The sequence below is a fragment of the Enterococcus sp. DIV2467a genome, assembly GCF_050532945.1.
Lineage (GTDB): Bacteria > Bacillota > Bacilli > Lactobacillales > Enterococcaceae > Enterococcus > Enterococcus faecalis.
In genome coordinates, this window is sequence record NZ_CP172896.1 from 2235687 (window position 1) to 2259803 (window position 24117).

Here is a 24117-nt window from a genome sequence, read left to right on the forward strand (position 1 = left end):
GTTTCCTCCTTATTTAAATCGTTCTGTTTTGTACCATTTTGTTTGTGTTTGTTTATGAAAAACATTTTCTTTAATATACATCACCATGCCATAAGCGGCGACTACTAGCCACATCTGACTGTATGTAATATACATCAAGGCAATAATTAAGATATTCTCTAAAGTCATTTCGCCTTTTTCGGTCGTAATACTGACAAAAGTACTGAAAATAAATAACAAAATCGCTAACAACCACAAGGAATTGCTAAATCCTTGCAGGGTCGTTGTTAAGTAACCAGACATTGATAAAACTAACATGATGTCTGACAAAACGAGCGATGTCATTAAGAGAAAATAAATGGACAAGAAATATAAAATATCAAAACGGATCCGACTCGCTTTAGGATTAAACAATAATTTAGCATTTTTAACAATGACATAAATATTGCCTTTGACCCATCGCGTCCGTTGTCGGAACCAAACTGACAAAGTTTGTGGCTCTTGCTCCCACGTCACTGCTTTTGGTTGAAACTTAATTTTATAGCCCATCATATAGATGCGGAAACTGATTTCTGTATCTTCGGCTAACGCTTTGTCATCCCAGCCGCCAATGGCTTCAATAATACTACGACGAACAATGAAATTTGTGCCAGGAATCGTGCATAACTTAAATAATTGAAAACGACCGGCTTGTGCCATCCATTGAAAGGCCAGTGTCTCGATATTAATAAAGCGTGTCAACAAGCTTGCATTGCGATTTCTCGTTCTAAATTTACCAATAACCGCGCCGTATTCCTCACTAGCGATTAACTCTCCAACTAAATAACGGAGTGCATTCGGTTCAGGTGTATTGTCCGCATCATAAATGGCAATCACGTCCCCCTTGGCTTGCTTGAAACCAATGTTTAAGGCATTAGACTTACCTTTACCACCTGTTATATTGTCTGTATTAATAATCTGCAAATTTCGATTAACCGCCTTTTTTTGGACGTTAGCTAAAAGCTCGGCACTATTATCACTTGAGTTGTCATTAATCACAATAATTTCATAGCGATCTTGCGGATAATTAAAATTCAATAACGCTTCAACTGTTCGCACAATGACAATTCCTTCATTATGGGCCGGCACCATAATTGAAACAAACGGCGCGTCTTCGTCCTCTACAGGTGGTGGTGCGACAGGATCTGTTTTTAAATAATAAACATAGCCAAAAATAACTAAGAGAATATTTACAATTAGTAGACTCCAAATAATGATAGTTGCTGTTAACATTACAATGTCAGCAATGGTCATTTGTCTTCCTCCTTATTAATATATTTCGACCGATAATTCTTTCGTCCAATCATAAACAAAATAATCAGGATGATTAAAGTCAGCGTGACAACGCCAATCAAAATATTGTTTGTAATACTGAAAAAGAATGAAAATAAGCCTGTAAATCGTTGTTTTTCAACTGTTGAGGCCCCTGTATCAGCCAAACCATTGACAATTTGATTGTTTAAGAAGAACCGATTATTCCGAAATTCGATTTTCTGCGTTTGTGTTTGAACAGTGAAATGTTGATCCGCTTCTGAAACACTAAACACTATTGGTGCTTCCTTGACTTCTTGAATTAGATGATCCACTTCTTTTTTAGAATTTGGGAATGAAAAACTAATGGTGGTCGGCATTGGAAATCGATAGTCATTCGGATTATCTTTATCCGTCCATTCAATCCCCGATAAATAATCATACGGTAAATCAAACAAAGCATTCTTATAAGTGATTGATTCTCCCGTTTGGTTCCGATAAAAAACGCGTTCAATCGGCGGATTTTCTCTTAGAATCACTGTATCACTAATTGCTAGACCATCCTCTTGGTATTGAAGGTCTTGATTCCAGTATCCTGGAGCAGAAATGCCTACTGGATAGACATGTCTGTCGACCAATAAACTAATCTGCTGCTCCATCAATTGTTTCAAGGCACGTTGGTCATTTAAATCAACATTGTTAACGACCGGTGTTTCTAAGAAAATAACCCCCGTCGAAGCAAACGCACGTAACGCATTCGTAAATAGTTTATAAGGTAAAATCGTATTGTTTTGTGAAACGCTCGTACTGGATAAAATATAAGGATACGTGGTTTTAACTAATTCTTCTTGCAAATAGGTTGCCACAGACATATCTCTTAACGGGTTAAAATCAGAAATCGTCAAAAACGGCCGTGACATTTTTTCACTTTCCAGCCATTGACTAATCACGTCCAAGCTTTCTAAAAAAACAGCGCCTTTGCGTTCAAACATTGGTAGAAAAGCATGCCCATTCTCAATTACACCAAATGGATATTCTTCTGGTGCTAATTCTTGTGTTTTTAATCGGCCAACTTTCTGACCTTGCGTATTTTCCAGCACAACTGATTGATCTTGAAAAGGCAATACTTGAGAAAAGCGGTTTTTTTCATCTTCTAACCGATATTGACGATGACTTAATTCTTTCCATGTACCGCTAAAATATTGTTTTTCATCGTCACGCATGTTTCGACCAATGTGTAATTGTTTGCCTTTAAAATGAACTCGATCTGCTAGAAAATCAGAGGCAATAACGCCGGCTTGTTCAGGCCAATTCACCATAGAAATCAAACTGTCATAGCCATCATTTAGCAATTCTCCAGGCACATAGTCTGACACCGCCACGCTCTGAACTTCTACTCCAAAACTCGTCAACACTCGTTGTAAAGCATCCACATCATTTTCTTTTTTCCCAGCAATATTCAAGCTGTCATAGACAAGTAAGACATGTTTACTTGGTGCAGCCAGCGCCGGTTTGGCAAAGCCAAAAAAAACGAAAAAGAGTAAGAAACACACCCAGCCAATAAGATATTGTTTATTTTTCAATTCCCTCTACCTCCCCAATGACTTGTGGTGTTGTATCTTGCCACATTCGTTTACCAATAACATCAGAAACAATTTGTAACAAGAGAAAATCTAAAAATACTGAGACTAAAAACAAATGACGTACTAAGTCACTATCCCCATCAATAATAATTGTTGAAATGAAAACAACTAATAAATTAAGATAGATCCCTGTCATTAAAAAGAAGCGAAAAACTAATCTGGGTTCGTTTCTCTTGAGTCCTCTGTATAAACCAACGCCATATAAACCAAACAGAATCACGCCTAATAATAGATAGAAAGCAAAGTTTTTAGGGAAAAAACTGGCTTTAATACGGTTATACACCATAAAAAATTTAGATTGTTCCAGCGGTGCACGCCCCGTCGTTTTCTCAAAATTCCCCACATTATTAGGCTTTACTAAGTAAACATTTGGGACCGCTGAATTCAGTCCTTGCCATAATTCAGATGGATAATTTAAATAATTCAATAACACCCATCCAAAACTCGTTTTATCAAAAAAATCTTTTTTCATTTGTTCAGAAGTTGGTGATACAGGACTGTATTCTTCAAAGTAGGAACGTCCCTTTTGCAACCCATATTGCGGGTTGATTCCGCCCTCTGACATCCGTTTATCTGGAACCTTACTATCCTTCATTACACCGCGCGTCATACTGTGGTAGACATCACGTTCATAGATATCGTTAGGAACGATAAAAGCTGCTAACGTTGTAAAACCAATCAACGCAATTAAAAAGGCCGTCATTGACAATCGTTGGTAACGTTGTGACAAGTAGACAAAAAATCCTAATCCAGCAATAATTACGCCAATAATCAGCAAATATTCTTGGCGTGTTGTTCCTATTAAAAGTACTACTGCTTGTGCCAAGATAACTAAAACTATTCTTCTGAGCCAAGTTCGTGGTTTCGTCACCCGATAAAAATAGACTGAAAATGCTAAGACACTCACAGAAAGTAAAAAACTCGTCGCTTCTGTATAAAAGGAATTAAAATAAATCGTATAGGAGGTATCCCCCAAGATGAAAATAACCAACAAGGAGATAAGATAACTTTTTTTCAAAGATACGCCTTCGGTTAAGCCTCGTACCAGAATATAAATTGACACTAAAAAACAACTAAGATAAACGAAACCTAAGAAACGAATATCGAAAAGTGTTTGACTATAAAAAAGTTTATTAAGCCAAATGGCAATGGTGATGAAAAATTGTTGAGTGGAAACAAAGTGCGTCGTTGTTTCATTAAAATAACGCATAATCGAAAAGTCCTTAACAAAATAGGCCACATTGTCGTAGCTATCACCATTGACACGATAAAGACTATTTGAATTTAACACACGAAAATACTCGCCATTATCTCCCAAGCCATTAATCGGATAAACAAATAACAAAATGCTTGTCACTAACCCAATCCCTAAAACGGCCAAAAGACTTGGAGAAATATAACGACTCAACCATTCAAAAGCCGAGTTCATGTATTTTTTGATCTTTTCCATGCTTTCACCTCATCTAGAAATCATAGGCCAAAAGAGCCATTAAGTTATTATAGGAATAGACTTGTTTCGTAACTTTATCACCAAATCCTCCATAAATCGGACTGCTTGAATCCATAATTTGAAAATTATTAAGTACTGTAATTGCCGCACGATACAACTCTTTGTCATTTTCGGCAACACCAATTAAAGCCGCTATCGCATAACTAGCTGCAGATTGATTTTTATCCACGGGCGATCCATTTAAATCATACGAGTTAAAAAGCGTTCCTTGCTGAACTTGTTTTCGCACAAAATCAATACTAGTCTGCTTCGCCATACCCACTTCACTTAAATGGACAATCGTTAATAAAGATTCAATAATATTAAGTGTTCCGTTGTTTTCGTATTTATTTGTTTGATGATTAAACTTCGTTTGATAAAGAGGTAAATCATCAGAAATATAGCCATCATCTATTAATTGGTAATGATACTGCAAGTAGTCTGCTGAAATCCCAAATTCTTTGTATAGATAACCCAGCGTAATTAAGTCAATATAAAACAAAGAAGTTTCTGAAGACTGTTGTTTTGATTTACTATCGTAAAAATCAATTAGAATATTATCTTTCATAGAGGTTTTCATAAAACTCTTGCCTAATTTTTTAATTTCTTGATTGTACTGATCTGTTTTAAAATGCCCCCCTGCTTCAATTAATGAACGAATGATCCGTAAATCATCAATCGAGGCATTGACATTGTACTTATTGCCTTGCTCGTCAATTCGGTAACTAAATTGGACACCGTCGTAAAAGGTGTCTTTCGTCTGCTTGTAAAAATTATCAAAACGTCCCTGCGTATCAAAAGCTAAATTACGCAAATATAGACCCGAAGACTCACTTAGCAACTCATGTCCTGTGGCGACATCTTTGCGTTCAGCATCTGGTAAATAATTGGTTAAAAAACCGCCGTCTGTTTTGAGCCGGGTTTCAATAAAAAACTTCAACAAATCTTTGCGTTCAGCGGTTTCTTTTGTGTGAAATTCATGTTTTGTTAAAAAATGTTGTTTGTCTGTCGACATTAAGCGTTGAATTTTTGGATTCACTTTTTCCACCTCTACTTTATAGGATTTTTCTCTAAACAAAAGAAAATATCCTCCCAGAAGCACCACGAATACCCCAATAAAAATCCAAAGTTTTCTCTTCATTGTTACGCCTCTTTTCCTCACTTCTTTATTGTCAGTGTACACAAAAGTACTTGTTTTTGCGAAACTTACGCTACCTCTTCAAACGCAAGAAAAAAAGCAATCCATAAAAATAAAAGGATTGCTTTAACCGTTTCGTCGATCATTTCCTGTCATCGTAATCTCTTTTGACAGATAACGCACACGTTCCATAATTCGTCTGGCTTTTAGCGGCTCTTGTTCTCCTCGTTGCGTCACGGTTAAATGCTCTTCTAAAGCTTTTAAATCTAGATTGGAAGAGAAAAAAGTAACTAATTGTTCTTGCATTCGGTATTGCAAGATTACGCTTAAAACGTCGTCACGAATCCAACTAGTCATGGATTCCGCACCAATGTCATCAATCATTAATATAGGGGATTTTTTTACTGCATCGAGCTTTTCACCAACTTGATCGCGACCAATGGCTTGCTTCATTTCTACTGTAAATGTTGGAAAATGAACAATTGTCGTAGTAAATCCACGTTCTGCTAAAGCATTAGCCATCGCACCTAATAAGAAAGATTTTCCTACACCGAAGGGACCTTGTAAATAGATCCCTTTATGAAATTCTTTTGGTGTCGCAGGATATTCTCTTAAAAATTGCATTGCTTCTGCTAACGCTTTGGCTCGACCTTGAGAAGATGGATCGAAATCTCGTAAATTTGCTTCTCGGACATCTTTTGGCATGTCCATTGCCCTTACTCGATTACGAATTTCTTCTTCCTTCTGACGGGCGATTAAATCAGCCGTTGGGACATACGTTACATCAATGTAATGAAAATTCAACATTAATCTTGGCTCATAGCCTGGAGCAATCATTGCTGGATCGTTTAATTGAAATTTCTTTTTTTCTTGAACAAATTCATACAGCTTAGCATAACTTTTACGAATATCTTCATCGCTTAAACGCTCTCGGTTTGCTTGTATAAAGGCTTGAACATCTTGATCTTTCAATACTTCGTTAACCAGCTCTTCATATCGTTCATTGATGTCACGCTTCTGGATAATTTTTGACATTTCTTTTCCTACGTCTTCCATCATTGGTCACCTCCTTGGTTTAAAAATTCTTGAATTTGTCGATCTAACTCGGCTTGTTCTTCTGGGGAAAGTTTTGTTTCATCGTTTGGCTGATCTGCCCATTCTGGCAATCGCTCTTGTCGAACAGTTTGGCGTTTCCCTGAATAATTTTGTTGTCGCTGTTTTTGTTTGGTTTGGCTTTGTTTTGCCAATTCTCTGACATGTTCAATTGCTTTTTCTGGTGAATGAATGCCACTTTGTCCCCATTCATTCGCAATTCGATTCACATACTCCGCTTTTAAAGTCGGTTGTTGTTGAATGTTGTAAACATAGTTAATCAAAATATTAATCACACTAGTCGGTAAGCCTGATTTGGCAACCAAATATTTCACTAATGAACGTTCTTGTGGTGTCGTATAGCCGCCTCGACTATTTTTTAAAGCTTCTAAATATTGAATAGGCGGATTCTTTTCACTATCCATAATCATTTGAATATCCAGTTCAGAAAAACCATTCATTTTTAATGTGTTATATCGATACGTTTGTTGCTCTTCCACCGTCAATTGTGCTTGCTTGTTTGTCACTACGTTTGTTGGTTGTGGTTTTTTATCAGGATCAAACGCTTGATGAATCGTTCGCACTAATTCCTTAGGCAAAATTCGACTTGTATAATAGTCAAATGATTTCGAAGCAAAGTCTACCATATCTAACTCATTGATGCCATATAATTGATGAAAAACATAGACTTCTTCTTGAAAACTAGCCTCATCTTCAGGCAGTTGTAAACCTAAACGGTGCAAACCTTCCACAAAATAGTGCCAATCAAAAGAATCCGTTGATACAGAAATTTTCTTCGATTTTTCTTTTTGAGAAAAAGTTTCTTGAATCGTTGTCAATCGGTTCGCTTCGGAAACAATTTGTTCTTCTTTAAAGGCATAAACCTCTTGAAAGCTAGCGGAAACATTTTGATAGCCCTCTGTTTTAGTAGGATGCGGTTGGAACTTTTGCACTAATTGATCAAATTTCCGTTGTCCAACCCGGTTAAATAACACTAAAGCTAACACTTCATCTTTAAAAAAACGAGCGGCTGTTTCAGGTGCTTTTAAATAATATAAATAACAATCTCCTAATTCCCGATCTGTTTTTTTATACGTTTCTAGCAACCCAATGCCTTCTAATTTGTAGCAAGCTTCTTCTAATTGTTGACAACTCAAGTCCAGCAAACTAATTAAATCTGCATGAAACAGCGAGCCATTCTCCTCTGAGTCTGTTGTTTCAGATAACAAAAGCCAATATAAACTAAACGCATTGGCGCCGACAATTGGTTGATATAAAAAGGTTAAAACCTCTTTCTCTTGATCAGAAAGCGGTGAATCAATAACCGCTTGAAAAATATTTTTTGGTTGGATTCTTTGCCGATTTCCTTTCAAAGAAAGACCTCCTTTTTAATTTTCTGAGTCAGGAGAAGAAGATTTTGCTTTGTCGACAATGTCCTGTAACTCTTTCAAAAACACGCTCATATCTTTGAATTGTCGATAAACACTCGCAAAGCGGATGTAGGCAATTTCATCTAGATTGACTAAATCTTCCATCACATATTCACCGATAAGCGTTGTAGAGACTTCATTTTCCCCTAAACTACGCACTCGATTTTCAACATTATCGACAATTTGAACCATTTGTTCCATAGCAACGGGTCTTTTTTCCGCAGAGCGAATGAGCCCACGCAAAATTTTATCACGATTAAATTCTTCACGATCCCCATTTTTCTTGATTACAAGTAATGGCGCCGCTTCAATTCTTTCAAATGTAGTGAACCGATAACTGCAATTTTCACATTCACGACGACGGCGAATTGCACGTCCATCATCTGCTTGACGGCTATCAATAACACGGGAATTATTATGATGACATCTTGGACAACGCATAATGTTCACCTCTTCTATTCTGTATAATTTTTGTTGCCTATATTATAACATGAAATTGCGCTATTACTAGGTCTTTAGAACTGGTTCTTAGTTGAATCTTTGCCATTCTTTAATAAAAACAAAGACTTTCACTGTTTTTTCTGAAATTTTCAAAACATTTTACGCCATTTAAAAAATATTCACTTCTTTCCAGTTTGTTCCTCTAGCCACTTCTTCACTTGTTGTTCCGTTTCTTCTCTAGTTCCTTGGTTATCAAACACGATATCTGCTCGTTCTTTTTTCATTTCAATCGGCCATTGGCTAGCAATTCGTTGTTGCGCTTCTTCTTCTGTTAATTGGTTTCGGGCCATCAGACGCTCTTTTTGAATCTTTTCTGGTACATATACCACAGCAACTTGATCCATAATCGCCTCATAATGAGCTTCATAAAGCAGAGGAATATCAACAATAACCAGGGAGGCTTTCTTTTTAGCTTCTTCAATTTGACGTAAAATTTCTTTTCTTAAAAAAGGTTTCAGCGTTTCATTTAACAGCTCTCTTTTTTGAGGACTAGCGAAAATTAATTGTCCTAATTTTTTCCGATCCAATTCACCAGTTGTTAATACTATTTCTGGTCCGAAAGTTTCAACGATTGCGGCTAAGGCTGGTTGCCCTTTTGCAACAATTTCGCGGGCGATAATGTCGCCGTCAACAATTGGATAACCTGCTTTTTTAAAAAGAGCAACAACCGTACTTTTACCTGTCGCAATCCCTCCTGTAATGCCTAAAACTTTTGTCATTTCAATCGACGACCTTTCAATTGTTGGCATTGTGGACAATAATGCGTACCACGTTGTGCCACTTTTGTTTTAACAATTGGCGTACCACAACGATTGCAAGGTAAGCCTGTTTGCCCATAGACATTCAACGCTACTTGAAAAGTCCCTGCTTCTCCTAACGCGTTTAGATAGGTGCGGATGGTGGTTCCACCTGCTTCAACAGCGCGTGCCAAGACGTCAATGATTGCTTGATACAACGTAGCAACTTCCGCAGGTTTTAAGGAATCTGCTGGTTGCTCTGGATGGATTTGCGCTTGCCAAAGTGCTTCATCTACATAAATATTCCCCAAGCCCGTCACTAGCTTTTGATCTAACAGCAATGGCTTAATTGCTTTATGATGCTTTTTCAAGCCTTGTTGAAAAGTAGCTAATTGGAAAACGTCTGGTGTTGGCTCTGGCCCCAAAGCTAAAATTCCTTTATATTGATGACCTTGATTCTTAGGAACCAATGTCATACGCCCAAATTTCCGTACATCTAAATAACGTAATTGCGTGCCATCTGTAAAAGTAAACATTACATGGGTATGTTTGGCAATTTCATCATCAGCCTGATGAAACTCATATTTTCCTTCCATCCGTAAGTGAGAAATCATATCATTATCAGACAATTTAAAAATCAGAAATTTTCCTCTTCGCTCAATCCCTTCAATCGTTTGACCAGCTAATTGACCTTGAAATACATCAACTTCTGGTGATTCAATAATTCTTGGCCAAAAAACAATGACTTCTTGAATGGTTTTTCCTACAACAAGTTTTTCAAGTCCTTTTCGCACTGTTTCTACTTCTGGTAATTCTGGCATTATTTTTGCTCCTTTATATAAAGAGGTCTGAACGCTTAGATATCAACGTCCAGATCCTACTTATCCTTATTTTATTCATCGTTCTTAATGGGTAAGCTATTATTTTGCTTCATACCACGTTTTTCCCCAACTGCTATCGGTGATAAGTGGCACATGTAAGGAAACTGCGTGCTCCATCACTTCTTTGACGAGTTGATTTAATTGTTCTAATTCTGATTCTGGTACTTCAAAAACTAATTCATCGTGCACTTGTAATAACATTGTTGCTTGTAATTTTTCTTCTTTTAAACGACGCGCCATTTCAATCATCGCAATTTTTAAAATATCTGCGGCACTTCCCTGAATCGGTGTATTAATCGCTGTACGTTCAGCGAACGAACGTAGATTAAAGTTTCTTGAATTAATATCACTTAAATAACGACGGCGATGATACAATGTTTCCACATAGCCTTTGTCTTTGGCATCGCGGACAATCTCTTCCATGTACTGTTTCACGCCTGGATATTTTTCAAAATAGGTGTCAATATATTGTTGCGCTTGCTTTCTAGTAATGCCTAAGTTTTGGGACAAGCCATAATCACTGATACCATAGACAATTCCAAAATTCACCGCTTTAGCTTGACGACGCATGTTAGGTGTGACATCTTCTGCTTTTTCAACACCGAAAACTCGCATTGCAGTGCTGGCATGGATATCTTGTCCTTCCACAAACGCTTCTTTTAAATGCTCATCATTAGAAATATGTGCGAGCACACGTAACTCAATTTGAGAGTAATCAGAAGAGAAAATCAACCAATTATCCTCTCTTGGTACGAACGCTTCTCTAATTTTTCGGCCTTCTTCTAAACGGATAGGAATGTTTTGTAAATTGGGATCTACTGAGCTTAATCGTCCTGTTTGGGTCAGTGTTTGTACATACCGAGTATGAATTTTATTATCTGGCTGAATTACTTTTAAGAGTCCTTCAACATAGGTCGATTGAATTTTGGCAATTTGACGATAAGTTAAAATATCTGCCACAATTGGTGCTTGTTCTTTTAGTTGTTCTAAAACATCTACCGCTGTTGAATAGCCAGTTTTCGTCTTTTTGATCACAGGTAAGCCCATTTTTTCAAATAAAATAACGCCTAATTGTTTAGGTGAATTCAAATTAAATTCTTCGCCAGCTTCTGCATAGATTTTTTCTTCGATTTCTTTCAAGCGTTCTGAAAATTCTACTTGCATTTCTTTTAAGCGTGTGGCATCAACACGGATACCAGTTATTTCCATATCGCCTAAAATACGAGAAAGTGGTAATTCCATTTTATAGAATAAATCAGCTTGATTTTTTTCTGTTAATTCGCTATCTAATTTGCTTGTTAAAAATTGAATTGCTTTAATCTTACGTGCTAAATGACCAAAGAAAACTTCTTCGTCCTCTGGCAAGCCTTTTTTGGCCCCTTTTCCATAAATGGCTTCATCAGATTGAATCGCATCATATCCGTAATGTTGTGCTACACCTTCAATATCAGCGTTATTGTCATTGGTATCAAGTAAATAAGCAGCCAATAAAACATCAAAGGCAATCCCTGTCATTTTTCCTACATAGCGATTTAGTGCAACGTACGTCCGTTTTGCATCGTAGACATTTTTTTTACGTGTCTCATCCATCAACCAGTCAATAAATGGCTGACTTTCAAAAACAGCTAAATTATTCGTGGTATAAATCTTCTTGTTGTTGCCCCAAGCAAGGCCGACAATCGGTGACGTATGATAGTTATCTTCCATCATCTCAACATAAAGAGCCATATCGTCTGTAAACATTTCATTGGTTAACTGATCTTCGACTACTTCAAATAAAATATCTTCCATTTCAACAGGTTCTTCTGTAATGTCCAACTTAGCTAAAAATTGTTTAAAGTCCATTTCTTTATAAAAAGGAACCAATTTTTCTAAGTTTTTCCCTTCATATGCCAAGTCTTCCACATTGACTTCGACTGGTGCATTGACTTCAATTGTCGCTAAACGTTTAGAAAGAAAGGCTTGCTCTTTATCATTAATCAAGTTTTCTTTCATTTTGCTTTTTTTCATTTCATCGATATTCTCATAAACCCCTTCAACTGAGCCATATTGTTTTAACAGCTTAATCGCGGTTTTCTCACCGATTTTCGTTACACCTGGAATGTTATCCGACGTGTCGCCAGCCAACCCTTTCATATCAATAATTTGCTTAGGCGTTAACCCATCATATTTTTCAGCAATATGCTCAGGCGTATATGATTCAATATCGCTAACTCCTTTAACAGTGATATCTACTTTGACAGTGTCCGTCGCTAATTGTGTCAAATCTCGGTCCCCTGATAACACGACAACATCAAATTCATCTTTATCAACTTTGTTGGCTAATGTACCAATAATATCATCTGCTTCATAGTTAGGTAGTTCATAATATTTTACGCCTAAACCTTCTAAAAGTTCACGAATATACGGCATTTGTTCTTTAAATTCCCCCGGTGTTTTTGAACGTCCGGCTTTATATTCTGAATAAAATTCTGTTCTGAATGTGGTTTTCCCTGCATCAAAAGCGACTAAAACATGAGTAGGCATTTCTTTTTGCATTACATTTTCAAACATATTGTTAAACGCATAAATAGCATTTGTATGCAAGCCGTTCTTATTTTTGAATCGTTCTAATGAGTTATGTAGCGCAAAAAATGCACGAAAGGCTACACTGTTTCCATCAACGAGTAATAATTTTTTTTTGGTCATTTTTTTCCCCTCATCTTTAGCAAACTAGTTTCCTTTCTATTTTAACAAAAAACTACAGAATTTGCAGTAGACGGCGATTGCAGAATGAAAGAAAAAGGTATTTGACATAGTTCCTTAGTGACAACTATATCAAATACCAAAATCAATCAGCAATACACGCTGAATCTTCACAAGTATGAGAATCTTTTTACGGCAAAACATTTCCCGCTGCACGATAAATATCGTACCAATCTTCGCGACTAATCACACTGTCTGCTGCTTTAGCAATTTCTTCAATTCTACCAAGATTCATACTTCCTGCGATGACTTGCATATTAGCAGGGTGGCGCAGAATCCAGCTGCTGGCTAAACCAGTTGGCGTTGTTTGATATTTTTCAGCCAATTCGCTTAATTTTTGATTTAACTCAGGGAATTTTTCATTTCCAATAAAGACACCTTCAAAATAACCATATTGGTACGGTGACCATGCTTGAATAGTCATTTGTTTCAACCGTGAATAATCTAAAATACCATGATCATAATCAATGCTTCCTGATATTTCCATATTTGTTTGTAAGCCTTGATCCACCATGCCAGTATGCTTGATGCCAAATTGTAATTGATTGGCTAATAACGGTTGTTTAACAGCTGTTTTTAAAAGTTCAATTTGTCCTGGCGTTTGGTTACTTACACCAAAATAGCGAACTTTCCCTTGTTTTTCTAATAAATGAAAAGCTTCAGCTACTTCTTCTGGTTCCACTAAAGTATCTGGACGATGCAACAATAATGCATCGACTGAATCTACACCTAAACGCTGTAAACTCCCTTCGACCGCTTCTAAAATATGTGCTTTTGAAAAGTCAAAAAAGCCCTGACGAATCCCACATTTCGTTTGTATAAAAATATCTTCACGACGAATGGTACTTTCTTTTAAGGCCTTACCAAAAATGGTTTCGCAGTCGCCGCCACCATAAATGTCGGCGTGATCAAAAAATGTAATGCCATGATCATAAGCAGTTTCAATTACCTGTTGAGGATTTTCAGCACCATTTAAGCGCATACATCCTAAGATAACCGAAGAAACTGTTTCGTCACTTGTACCAAATTGCAGTTGTTTCATTTTAATATCCTCCTCATCCATTCCTCTTACTTCTTCATTTTAACACTATTTAGACAAAATTGGACTTCTTACGATAGATTCGCTTCGACTTTTTCAAAAAAAGCAGGAGATAATTCCTCTGGCAAATAAACAACTGTCTCAGAAGAAAGCGCTACGTTCATCTGAAACAAATGATTGACAATTAAGAGGTGTGCTTGGTGAAGTTGATACGCTGGTTTTCCATGAATAATTGTAATATTCTTTTTTTCACTGAAATAGCTTTTTATAGATTGCCCCAACGCTTGTTCCTTTTCTGGAGGAAAGTCCGTCAATAGGCAAATAATATATTTTTTTTCATATAAAATCGGGTTAAATAAATCTAGGATGTGATAAAAATAGCAACTCGTCAATTCCCGTTCTTTTACTGAAGTAAAGGCTGGGTATAGGCGTTTTAAAAGCCTAATTAGTTTCTGTAATCTGTGCCAAGTTTGATGATAACGTACAGCGAGTGTTTGTTCCTGTTTATGAGCTGGCAACCATGCTTGTCCGTCTAATAAACTATTCATATGCGTACTTAAAAATCGACATAAATGAATTTCTTGATAATTAAAATGATGTTGTGTAAAATTTCTCCTAATTTCTTTCATAATAAAAATAGCTGTTTTTAAGCATAAACTTTCTATTTTCATTTGCTCATGAATAAAATACTTTCGCGCTCTCTTGCCAAAACAACCACCAAAATGTGCTTCAAGAATCACAAATAACGCTTTTTGTTCTTTAAGAGACATAAAAGAAGTGCTCAACACTTCCACACGAAATAAATAAAAAAAAGCACTTGTTTGTTGAAATAAATTAGCATTTGGCACTGAAATTTCATGCCCGCCTCTATATCGTTTCTCCCAAATATAAATTAGCCAACTAAGATGATTCTGTTGTGCTACATTTAAATCCAACTCAAAAAAGGTAATGATTTTCCGAGTCATTTCTCTGTTTTCTTCTAGACAGCTTTCTTGAAAAAACAAATAAAAACAAAGGATTAACTGTCGAATTTGCCATTCATTGCCAGTTAAATCGTAATGTTTTTGACGTACAATAATATCAAAATTAACTAGCCAACGTCGAATATTAGAAAGTTTCTTCCGAAGAGTTGATTCCTGTAATCCCAATACCTGGGTCAATTGTGCATAATTGATTCGCTCTTCAATTAGACAACGTAAAATATAAAATTCGGGAATAAAATAACAAAATTTTTGTCTAAACCGAGCCAAGCCACAAACGCATAATTCACGATATTTTACAATTCCTTTGGTCGTTGTATAAATCTTACAAAGCCCTTCTATCTTAAACGTTTCCTGCTTTTTTTCAAAACGTTGAATGTAACAATGGATGGTTTTGTCGCTCACCTTTAGTTTTTCTGCAGCCATCAAAACAGAAAATGTCTGCTCTTGTTGCAGTAAATCCAACAATTCCAACATATTTTTATGTTCAAAAGACAATAATTCCTTGAAATCCATATATCGTCCCCTTTCACTCCCTTGTTATAAGAATACGTCAAATAAGGCAAAAATTTTTTTAAGAAGAAAAAAATAGAGAACAAAAAGTATTGATTACTTTCCGCTCTCTACAATTATATCGAATTATTTTTTTGAAATATGCAGTGTCATAGCATTTGCTGCTACAATAATTGTACTTAATGACATCAAGACAGCACCTACAGCTGGATTTAAAACAATCCCAATTGGTGCAAGAACCCCAGCCGCTAAAGGAATGGCGACAATATTGTACCCAGCTCCCCACCAAAGATTTTGGATCATTTTACGTCGTGTTTGTTTGGCTAAATCTAAGAACCTTAAAATATCTTTAGGATCACTATCCGTCAGTACAACATCTGCCGAATCAATCGCTACATCTGTACCAGCGCCTATCGCAATGCCGATTGAAGCACGGGCTAAACTTGGTGCATCGTTAATACCGTCTCCTACCATCATGACCTGATGTCCCTCAGTAAGATATTGTTGCACAATTTTTTCTTTATCTTCTGGTAAGAGCTCTGCGTAGTATTCCTTCATTCCTAAATAATTAGCAACTGCACTGGCGGCTGTTTGATTATCCCCTGTTAACATGACTGGCGTAATTCCTTGCGCTTGTAACTCTGCAATAAATGTTTTAGCTTCTGGTTTGACTTTATCTCCTAAAGCAAGCAGTGCGACTAATTGACCAGCGATGATTAAATAGCTCAAGGTATTTCCTTGCTCTTGATAGTTTGTTTTAATTGTTTCATCGAAGGTTAACTGTAACCGTGCAACTTCTTTTTCATTGACTATTTTGACTTCTTGGTTTTGAACAGTAGCAACCAGTCCTACGCCTGATAAAGCTTGCAGATTATGGGCTTCATAAGGTTGAACGGCTTGTTTATTTAAATAGTTCATGATCCCAATTGCCAACGGATGATTTGCATTTTTTTCCAATGCCCCAATATATTTAAGTGCTTCTTCTCTAGTAAACTGCTTACTCATTAATTCTAAGCCAGTAACTGTAAATTGTCCTTCTGTTAAAGTTCCAGTTTTATCCAGCAACACATATTCAACCTTATTGGCTTGTTCTAATGCATTCCGATTTTTTAAAAGTAAGCCATTTTTAGCAGCAATGGAGGTACTTCTAGCAATCACTAAAGGAATTGCTAAGCCTAACGCATGGGGACAGGCAATAATAAAAACTGTAACCATTCGTTCAAATGCTAGAGACAAATCTTTCGTTACGAGTAACCAACCGATAAATGCTAACACACCTACGAATAAGGCAATATAGAATAACCACTTGGCTACACGGTCTGAAATGGATTCTAGTTTTGATTTTTCCGATTGCGCTTGTTTAACCATCTCCATAACTTTTGAGAGGTAACTATTTTCACCCGTGCCAGTTACCGAAATTTCAATCATTCCGTTGCCATTGACAGCTCCACCAATCACGGAGTCACCAATGTTTTTTTCTACTGTTTTTGATTCCCCTGTAACCATCGATTCGTCGACTGTTGTGCTTCCTTTCAAAATTTTACCATCTGTCGGAATTTTATCTCCCGAACGGACAATCAAGCGATCGCCTTCTTGGACATCTTGCAAAGGAATTTCTTCTTCCCCATGTTCAGTCATTCGCTTGACTGTGTCAGGCAACAGTTCAGCCATTTTTTTCAAGGCATCACCAGCATTAGAAATAGCATTCATTTCAATCCAATGGCCTAAAAGCATAATAACAATCAGAGTGGCTAATTCCCAGAAAAAGTCCATCACGTGGGCCTGATTCGTAAAATGATTCATGTAAAACGCATATAAGCTGTAAAAATATGATACCGAAATCCCCATCGCAATTAACGTCATCATTGCTGGACTCTTTTGCTGTAATTCCATTCTAGCGCCACTTAAAAATGGTTGTCCACCATAAAAAAATAGCACAGTTGCTAAAATTAAGACCAACCAATCAGAACCTGGAAAAGTAAATTGAAAAGGTAATTGAAAACCCATCATTGGTGAAAGAACAATAATCGGAATAGCTAAAATCAATGACAGCCAGAATTTTTGTTTAAAATTCCCCATATGCATTGAATGATTCATTCCCTTCATTCCTTCATGTTGGTGTGACATAGCCATTTGTTCATGCGCCATGTCATGATTCATGTGATTCATTTTATCGTGGGACATTGTTGGCTGTTTTTCCTGGTGTTGTTCATGATTATGTTTTGCTGACATATGATCCCTTCTCTTCTTAAGTATTTTCATCTTAAGCATAGCACAAGATGAAAATTGTTAGAAATAATTACTTTTTTTAGTTTAGAAAAAAAAAGAGCCGAATTTTGCGTATGTATATTTTAAGAACACCTTATCCTCATATTTATTACAAAAGGAGTGTTTCAATGAAAATTACTACAAAGCAAGTCGGGGCGCGCATGCGTGAAGCTCGAAAAAAGAAGAAGTACACTTTACGTTATTTAGCCAATAAAATTGGTTTATCTAGTGGAAGTACAATTAGTAACTGGGAACTAGGTTTGAATTTACCCAATAAACGATACTTAAAAAAAATCGCTAAAGCCTGCGATACAACAGTAGATTGGCTACTTTATGGTGATTTTGATCGATTTGTGCGCCAGCTATTAAAAGAAAATTTTCAAAATAAACAACTGCTAAAACCACCTTTTTTTACTCAGTTGATGGGACGTTTATCTGAAGAACAGCTATCCTATCACGATTCCTTAAAAATTATGATTCAAGCGCAAAAGTTACAGCAGTCCTTTTATGCTTTTCCTTTAACAGTAGAAGCCCCCTCTCATTCCCAAGAGAGTATTTCTATTTATGAACCAACAACTGCAGAAGAACAGTCTGACCAATCTTATTATCATCCGTTTATTTTGTCAGAACTCCATGAATTATTTACACATTCTCAAAATCCAGAATTGGATTATTCTCTGATTATCGCTTTTCTTCCTTTGTTAAAAGTAGATCAATTAACTAAGCCACAAAAAGAAGTCTTACTGGCCATCTTTAAGCGGATGAATTCCTTTAAAGACCAAACGCTTTTAAATGAATTCTTTGTGGAATTACAGTATTTACTCTGATTCTACAAAAAAGATTGAGCCATGTATCTCAAGGACTTAGGCTCAATCTTTTAGTTAAATTTCTTCTATTTATGAACGATTCTTTCGTTCGACTAAGTGCGTTTTCCGTTGTGGACCAATGATTAAAGGAACGGATTCATATTTGACTTCACTGTATTCCAAGCCAAACCAACTTTCAGGAGAGGTAGTTAAGTTTTTGATAGCTAATTTTGCCTGCATAATTTGTCGATCCCATTTTTTCAGTTCAGAAACGTTAGATAATTCTTCTTGAATTAATACAAATTGGAAATCGCCAACTTCTCTCCCTGGCGTTAATGAATAACGTTGCGGCTGTTTTGGCAAGCGGCCTGTTTTCATCAAGTCATGAACAATTTGTCTTAAATATACATTCACTTCTTGAGAAATATGGAAGCCTAAATATAGCTGAACTTGCACAATAAAATCAGTCCCTAACATATCAACAGAATACTCTTGAGTAAAGGGTTCATCTGTTACCTGAACATTAACAAACCAATAAACATTCGCTCGTTTTGGCTGTTTGTCCAAAATCGAATAAATAATATTACGATTAATTTCGCCGTCCACTCGATCGGAGGTTAAAAAGACCACGTTGGTTTGATACATTGGTACAGATGTATCTTCTTTCAAAGCTTTAAGTTGTGGTACATATTTTTCCAACGACACTTGTTCCGCCGTAGCTTCCTTAATCTCGTTACCGCGTTCCCAAATAATCATGATGCATAACAAGAAGACTGCCATTCCCACAGCAACATATCCACCATGGAAAAACTTCGCAGCACTTGAAAAGAAAAAGACAACTTCAATGGCAGCAAAGAACAAGGAAATTAGATACGCAGACCAAGCTGGAATTTTATCCAAAAGATAAAACAACAATAAAATGGTTGTCATTAACATCGTAATCGTAATCGATAGACCATACGCAGCTTCCATGTGTGTCGATGTTCTAAAAGCCAGCACGATTGCTGAACAAGCTAACCACAAAATTAAATTTACCGCTGGAATATACATTTGACCGATATTGCTCCCAGGATAAATAATTTTAAGTCTTGGTAATAACTTCAATTTAATCGCTTCAGAAACTAAAGTATACGAACCTGATATTAACGCTTGCGAAGCAATCACTGCGGCGATTGTTGCAAAAACAACGCCAAATATGAGAATACCTCGTGGAATCATTTGGAAAAATGGGTTAATTTCAGCTAATGCCTGCATTTCAGGGTTTTCTTTGACCGTTAACAACCACGCAGCTTGCCCTAAATAATTAAGAATCAAACAAATCTTAATATACGGCCAGCTAATGCGGATATTCATTTTTCCTACATGCCCTAAATCAGAATATAAAGCTTCAGCACCAGTTGTAGCCAAGAAAATATTCCCTAAAATAAATAGACCTAATTTATTTTCTGGACTGACTAGTAATTGCAAAGCATAATATGGATTTAATGCACGAATAACCGTCCAATCTTGGCTAAAATTCATTAAACCAATGATGCCTAAAAAAGTAAACCACAAGAACATAATCGGCCCAAAAGCTTTCCCGACCAATTCTGTTCCAAATCGTTGAACAGAAAAAAGAATTAAAATAATCGTCAACGTAATAACCACTATAATCGTTTGGTCATTGCCAAAACGTTCAAAAAATGCTGGAATCCCCCGTAAGCCTTCGATCGCTGTCGTCACTGTCACAGCTGGGGTCAAAACGCCATCAGCCAGTAAAGCGGCACCGCCAATCATTGCGGGAATAATCAAATACTTACTTTTTTTACGAACCAATGTATAAAGAGAGAAAATCCCACCTTCTCCATGGTTATCAGCATTTAAAGCAATAACTACATATTTAATCGTGGTTAAGATAGTCAATGTCCAAAAAATTAATGAGACCGAACCTAAAATAAACGATTCAGAGACCCGTGCCAAGCCACCATTATCTCCTACAATGGCTTTCATTACATATAAAGGGCTCGTTCCAATATCTCCATAGACAACGCCCATGGCAACTAAGATCCCTGCCATCGTAAATTTCCGACGATCAAACCCCTCTGCTTTGTGTAACACAATACTTTCCTCCTACAAAAGAAATGACTTCGTTTAGTTTAACCAACAGCTCCATAAAAACTTTTAAAACTCTTTATTATATAACGTTTTATATATCTTTTTCATTAGTCAAAAAGCGCTTTTTGACTAACGATGCTACTCACTATAATACGTTTTAAATCGTTTAGCAAGTCTTTTTATTAGAGAATGTTCATCTTAGATAAGAAACCCACCTATTTTGAAAAAAGGAAAATCAAAAATAAGTGGGGCAGCAGTCGAAACGACTGCTGCCCCACTTGCTAACTATTAAGATAATTCCCTGAACAAAAGTAGCTCCTTTTATTCCTGTTAAATTTAAATCACTTCTTCTTCCTCTTCGACTTCAGAGAAATGGAACTTAATCATTTCATTGACGAAAATTGGCACAAAGGATAGGAAAATTGCTAACATCCAATGATTTAAACTAATATGCACTAATCCAAATAGTTCTTGTGTGAATGGTAATAAAGCAATGGTTGTGGTAATTAGTAATGCTAAAACGACCATTTCAAAGAGCGACTTGTTGCTTGATAATTTTACACGGAAAACAGAGTTCGCACTACGAACATTAAAGACATGTAAGATAGAGGAATAAGCTAAGATTAAAAATGCCACTGTTTGTCCAACTTCATAGCTGTTTGAAACATAGGCTGAAACACCTGGTACAAAGGCACCTAGGTAAAAACCAAACAAAGTAATGACTGTGAACACTGCTGCATTAATCCCAATCTTTTGCCATAAGCCTCGTGCAAAAATCCCTTCGTTTTTAGGGATTGGTGCCTCATCCATAATTCCTTTTTCCGCTGGTTCTTTTCCTAATGCAAAACCAGGTAACCCATCCGCGACCACGTTAACAAACAACAGTTGAACTGCAGTAAATGGCGCACCCCAACCAAGTAACATGGCAATTAAAACAATAAAAATCTCAGAAATATTACAGCTTAATAAGAAGTTAATGGCTTTACGAATATTTCGGTACACGGCACGTCCTTGCGCCACTGCATCAACAATAGTTGCAAAGTTATCGTCCGTCAAAATCATATCTGAAGCACCTTGGGCCACATCTGTTCCAGTAATCCCCATTGCGCAACCGACATCACTAGCTTTCAAGGCTGGCGCATCATTCACGCCATCTCCGGTCATTGCTACAACAGCGCCAGAACGTTGCCATGATTGAACAATTCGAATTTTATCTTCAGGGGTTACACGTGCATAAACGGATAAATCTTTAACCCGTTTATCTAATTCTTCATCACTCATTTTTTTCAGTTCTGAACCAGATAAGGCTTCACTTTTATCTTTTAAAATTCCTAATTCTTTAGCAATTGCACTGGCTGTTACCACGTGATCACCAGTAATCATGACTGTTTTAATTCCAGCTTTTTTCGCACGAGCAATGGCGCCCTTACTTTCTGGACGTGGTGGATCAATCATGCCAATTAAGCCTAACAAGCGAAGATTTTTTTCTAAAGCCTCTGATGTAATTTCCTTGGGTGGTTCATCATATACGGCATAACCGACAGCAATAACTCGTAACGCTCGTTTTCCGAAACGATCATTAACAATAGCCGCTTGATCGACATCTCCGAAACCAAAACGTGGTAGTAACACATCAAAGGCTCCTTTAGTAATTGAGATGTACTTTTTCCCCCATTGATGGACCGTAGTCATCATTTTTCGTTCTGAATCAAAGGGAATTTCACCAATACGAGGATATTTTTCTTCAAGTTCTTCTTTCGTATGATAATTTTCTTCGACAGCACGAACAATTGCCGCTTCTGTCGGATTCCCTGTAACAGTTAGTTCATCGCCTTCTTTTTCCACAATAACATCTGTACATAAGGCAGCCATTTTCAATACTTCCATGGCTTCATCGGTCATGGCATCTTCCGTATCCGTTACTTCATCACCACGATGCCATACTCGGCGGACACGCATTTTATTTTGTGTCAGTGTTCCTGTCTTATCAGAACAGATAACATTCGCAGTTCCTAGCGTTTCTACTGCTGGCAATCGACGAATAATCGCATGTTTCTTAGCCATTTTTTGAACACCATATGCTAAGGTTAACGTTACAATCACGGTTAGTGTTTCTGGTACAGCTGCCACCGCTAAGGAAACGGCTGTCATAAACATTTCAAGAAGCGGTTCTCCTTGCAGTTCACCAATAATGAAAACAATTGCTGCAGCCCCTAAGGCTAACAAACTAATACGTTTGCCTAATTGATTCAAGCGTTTTTGTAATGGTGTTTTTTGCTGATCGCTGTTATTCAGTAACCCAGCAATTTTACCCATTTCCGTATTCATTCCTGTTGCAGTTACTACTGCTCGTCCGCGGCCATTCACAACGGTACAGCCTTTGAAAATCATATTTATTTGATCTCCTAAGCCATCATCGTCATGCCCCACGTATGTAGGATCTTTTTCAACAGGTTCACTTTCACCTGTTAGTGCTGACTCTTCTACGCGCATTTGAGAAGCTTGAATAAGTCGTGCATCGGCTGTAATCATTGAACCAGCTTCAAGAACTAGAACATCTCCTACTACTAGTTCTTCAGCATCGACTTCGATTACCTTGCCATCTCGTAAGACTGCACTACTTTGCTTGTTCATGTCTTGTAAAGCCGCCAGAGATTTTTCAGCATTTCCTTCTTGAACAATGGCTAAAACAGCATTGATAATCACAATTGCAATAATTAAGATTCCTTCAAAATATTCGCCATGTTCTGTTACGATTGCTGTATAAAACGAAATTGCCGCAGCAACTAATAAAATAATCGTTGTAAAATCAGATAAACTGTGAATAAATTTCTTTAACACAGAATCCTTCTTAGCCTCTTCAAATTGATTGCGGCCATTTTCTTTCAGCCGTTGTTGGGCCTCTTGTTGTGTTAAACCAGTTTCAGTATTGACTGAAACTTCTTTTGTGACAGTATCGACAGTTTGCTTGTAAGCTTCCATCCTATTCCCCCTCTAATTTTTTCTTCCTATATAATAGTGTCTCTATTAAATATAACATGATTTTTTTTGAACACGCAACTTTTTTCATCTTTGGCTTAGCGTTCTCTCATATGTCCAGAAAAAACTGGTATTTTCGTTGTTGCTACAGCAATGTTTCTATTTGATTATGGGAATTTTATGAAAAAGGAAACGAATTCAGCCAAAAAGCAATGGACATTTTTTTCATTTTGTCTGATAAAAAATAGTTTATTTCTATATATTCAACACAAAAACAACAAAAAAATACAATGTTATTTGGTTCGCATGATTATTTATTTTACATGTTATAAAATAACCAGAAAAATATTATATTTAATCTTATTAATAAGTGCTATAACTTGCAAACGCTTCCAAAAAGTGCTATTCTTTAAGTGTAAGGAGGACATGCAAATCAATTGGTTGAAGATTTTCTCAGTAGATAAAAATCGGTAAACTCAAAGTTGTTAGAATTGCAAGATTCACCTGTAAACA

The 24117-nt window shown here is 36.7% G+C and carries 16 protein-coding genes; 1 reads left to right on the plus strand and 15 read right to left on the minus strand.

Annotated elements, in window-relative coordinates:
• Window positions 1–9 precede the first annotated feature (9 nt).
• The 13 genes from IGL80_RS10600 to IGL80_RS10660 all read right to left on the minus strand — a co-directional run bounded on the left by IGL80_RS10600 (window position 10) and on the right by IGL80_RS10660 (window position 17728).
• The gene (locus tag IGL80_RS10600; RefSeq protein ID WP_002355764.1) at window positions 10–1272 is read right to left on the minus strand and encodes a glycosyltransferase; all 1263 of its coding nucleotides are present in this window, start codon (window positions 1270–1272) and stop codon (window positions 10–12) included.
• Window positions 1269–2852 carry a hypothetical protein gene (locus IGL80_RS10605; protein WP_085366494.1) on the minus strand — a complete coding sequence of 528 codons (1584 nt, stop codon included), beginning with the start codon at window positions 2850–2852 and terminating at the stop codon, window positions 1269–1271. The genes IGL80_RS10600 and IGL80_RS10605 overlap by 4 nt, the downstream gene beginning before the upstream one ends.
• Window positions 2842–4362 (minus strand): membrane protein, encoded by a 1521-nt coding sequence (locus IGL80_RS10610; protein WP_002385037.1) that lies wholly within the window; start codon window positions 4360–4362, stop codon window positions 2842–2844. Before IGL80_RS10610 ends, IGL80_RS10605 begins: the two co-directional genes overlap by 11 nt.
• Window positions 4363–4375: 13 nt before the next feature.
• Window positions 4376–5584, minus strand: a complete 1209-nt coding sequence (locus tag IGL80_RS10615; RefSeq protein WP_002393472.1) for a hypothetical protein — start codon at window positions 5582–5584, stop codon at window positions 4376–4378.
• Between the two features lie 81 nt (window positions 5585–5665).
• Window positions 5666–6595 (minus strand): primosomal protein DnaI, encoded by a 930-nt coding sequence (dnaI, locus tag IGL80_RS10620; protein WP_002358812.1) that lies wholly within the window; start codon window positions 6593–6595, stop codon window positions 5666–5668.
• Window positions 6595–8004, minus strand: a complete 1410-nt coding sequence (locus IGL80_RS10625) for a replication initiation and membrane attachment family protein (RefSeq protein WP_002358810.1) — start codon at window positions 8002–8004, stop codon at window positions 6595–6597. The genes dnaI and IGL80_RS10625 overlap by 1 nt, the downstream gene beginning before the upstream one ends.
• A gap of 15 nt (window positions 8005–8019) precedes the next feature.
• A complete protein-coding gene (nrdR, locus tag IGL80_RS10630; protein WP_002381296.1) occupies window positions 8020–8502 on the minus strand; it encodes a transcriptional regulator NrdR in 483 nt (160 codons plus the stop codon).
• 179 nt (window positions 8503–8681) lie between these two features.
• Window positions 8682–9281: a dephospho-CoA kinase gene (gene coaE, locus IGL80_RS10635; protein WP_002358808.1), complete on the minus strand. Its 600-nt coding sequence runs from the start codon at window positions 9279–9281 to the stop codon at window positions 8682–8684.
• Entirely contained in the window at window positions 9278–10120 is an 843-nt protein-coding gene (gene mutM / locus IGL80_RS10640) for a DNA-formamidopyrimidine glycosylase (protein WP_002355756.1), read from the minus strand. Before mutM ends, coaE begins: the two co-directional genes overlap by 4 nt.
• A gap of 99 nt (window positions 10121–10219) precedes the next feature.
• Window positions 10220–12868 (minus strand): DNA polymerase I, encoded by a 2649-nt coding sequence (polA, locus tag IGL80_RS10645; RefSeq protein ID WP_002355755.1) that lies wholly within the window; start codon window positions 12866–12868, stop codon window positions 10220–10222.
• 187 nt (window positions 12869–13055) lie between these two features.
• Window positions 13056–13967 (minus strand): aldo/keto reductase, encoded by a 912-nt coding sequence (locus IGL80_RS10650; RefSeq protein ID WP_002358807.1) that lies wholly within the window; start codon window positions 13965–13967, stop codon window positions 13056–13058.
• 68 nt (window positions 13968–14035) lie between these two features.
• Window positions 14036–15460: a helix-turn-helix domain-containing protein gene (locus IGL80_RS10655; RefSeq protein WP_002358806.1), complete on the minus strand. Its 1425-nt coding sequence runs from the start codon at window positions 15458–15460 to the stop codon at window positions 14036–14038.
• Window positions 15461–15583: 123 nt separating this feature from the next.
• Entirely contained in the window at window positions 15584–17728 is a 2145-nt protein-coding gene (locus IGL80_RS10660; protein ID WP_002358804.1) for a heavy metal translocating P-type ATPase, read from the minus strand.
• 125 nt (window positions 17729–17853) lie between these two features.
• On the opposite strand from IGL80_RS10660, the gene IGL80_RS10665 reads away from it, so the two are divergent.
• Window positions 17854–18552, plus strand: coding sequence for a helix-turn-helix domain-containing protein (locus tag IGL80_RS10665; protein ID WP_002425714.1), 699 nt, complete (start codon window positions 17854–17856; stop codon window positions 18550–18552).
• 69 nt (window positions 18553–18621) lie between these two features.
• Here IGL80_RS10665 and IGL80_RS10670 read toward each other — a convergent pair whose 3' ends face one another.
• A complete protein-coding gene (locus tag IGL80_RS10670) occupies window positions 18622–20628 on the minus strand; it encodes a KUP/HAK/KT family potassium transporter (RefSeq protein WP_002425715.1) in 2007 nt (668 codons plus the stop codon).
• Window positions 20629–20961: 333 nt separating this feature from the next.
• Entirely contained in the window at window positions 20962–23607 is a 2646-nt protein-coding gene (locus tag IGL80_RS10675) for a calcium-translocating P-type ATPase, PMCA-type (RefSeq protein WP_002358801.1), read from the minus strand.
• Window positions 23608–24117 lie beyond the last annotated feature (510 nt).

Excerpts from the sequence above, each read along its gene's own strand:
- nrdR (WP_002381296.1), bottom strand. The coding sequence starts at position 8,502 with ATGCGTTGTCCAAGATGTCATCATAATAATTCCCGTGTTATTGATAGC.
- polA (WP_002355755.1), bottom strand. The coding sequence starts at position 12,868 with ATGACCAAAAAAAAATTATTACTCGTTGATGGAAACAGTGTAGCCTTT.
- IGL80_RS10675 (WP_002358801.1), bottom strand. The coding sequence starts at position 23,607 with ATGGAAGCTTACAAGCAAACTGTCGATACTGTCACAAAAGAAGTTTCA.
- IGL80_RS10650 (WP_002358807.1), bottom strand. The coding sequence starts at position 13,967 with ATGAAACAACTGCAATTTGGTACAAGTGACGAAACAGTTTCTTCGGTT.
- dnaI (WP_002358812.1), bottom strand. The coding sequence starts at position 6,595 with ATGGAAGACGTAGGAAAAGAAATGTCAAAAATTATCCAGAAGCGTGAC.
- IGL80_RS10655 (WP_002358806.1), bottom strand. The coding sequence starts at position 15,460 with ATGGATTTCAAGGAATTATTGTCTTTTGAACATAAAAATATGTTGGAA.
- mutM (WP_002355756.1), bottom strand. The coding sequence starts at position 10,120 with ATGCCAGAATTACCAGAAGTAGAAACAGTGCGAAAAGGACTTGAAAAA.
- coaE (WP_002358808.1), bottom strand. The coding sequence starts at position 9,281 with ATGACAAAAGTTTTAGGCATTACAGGAGGGATTGCGACAGGTAAAAGT.
- IGL80_RS10660 (WP_002358804.1), bottom strand. The coding sequence starts at position 17,728 with ATGCTTAAGATGAAAATACTTAAGAAGAGAAGGGATCATATGTCAGCA.
- IGL80_RS10610 (WP_002385037.1), bottom strand. The coding sequence starts at position 4,362 with ATGGAAAAGATCAAAAAATACATGAACTCGGCTTTTGAATGGTTGAGT.
- IGL80_RS10665 (WP_002425714.1), top strand. The coding sequence starts at position 17,854 with ATGAAAATTACTACAAAGCAAGTCGGGGCGCGCATGCGTGAAGCTCGA.
- IGL80_RS10600 (WP_002355764.1), bottom strand. The coding sequence starts at position 1,272 with ATGACCATTGCTGACATTGTAATGTTAACAGCAACTATCATTATTTGG.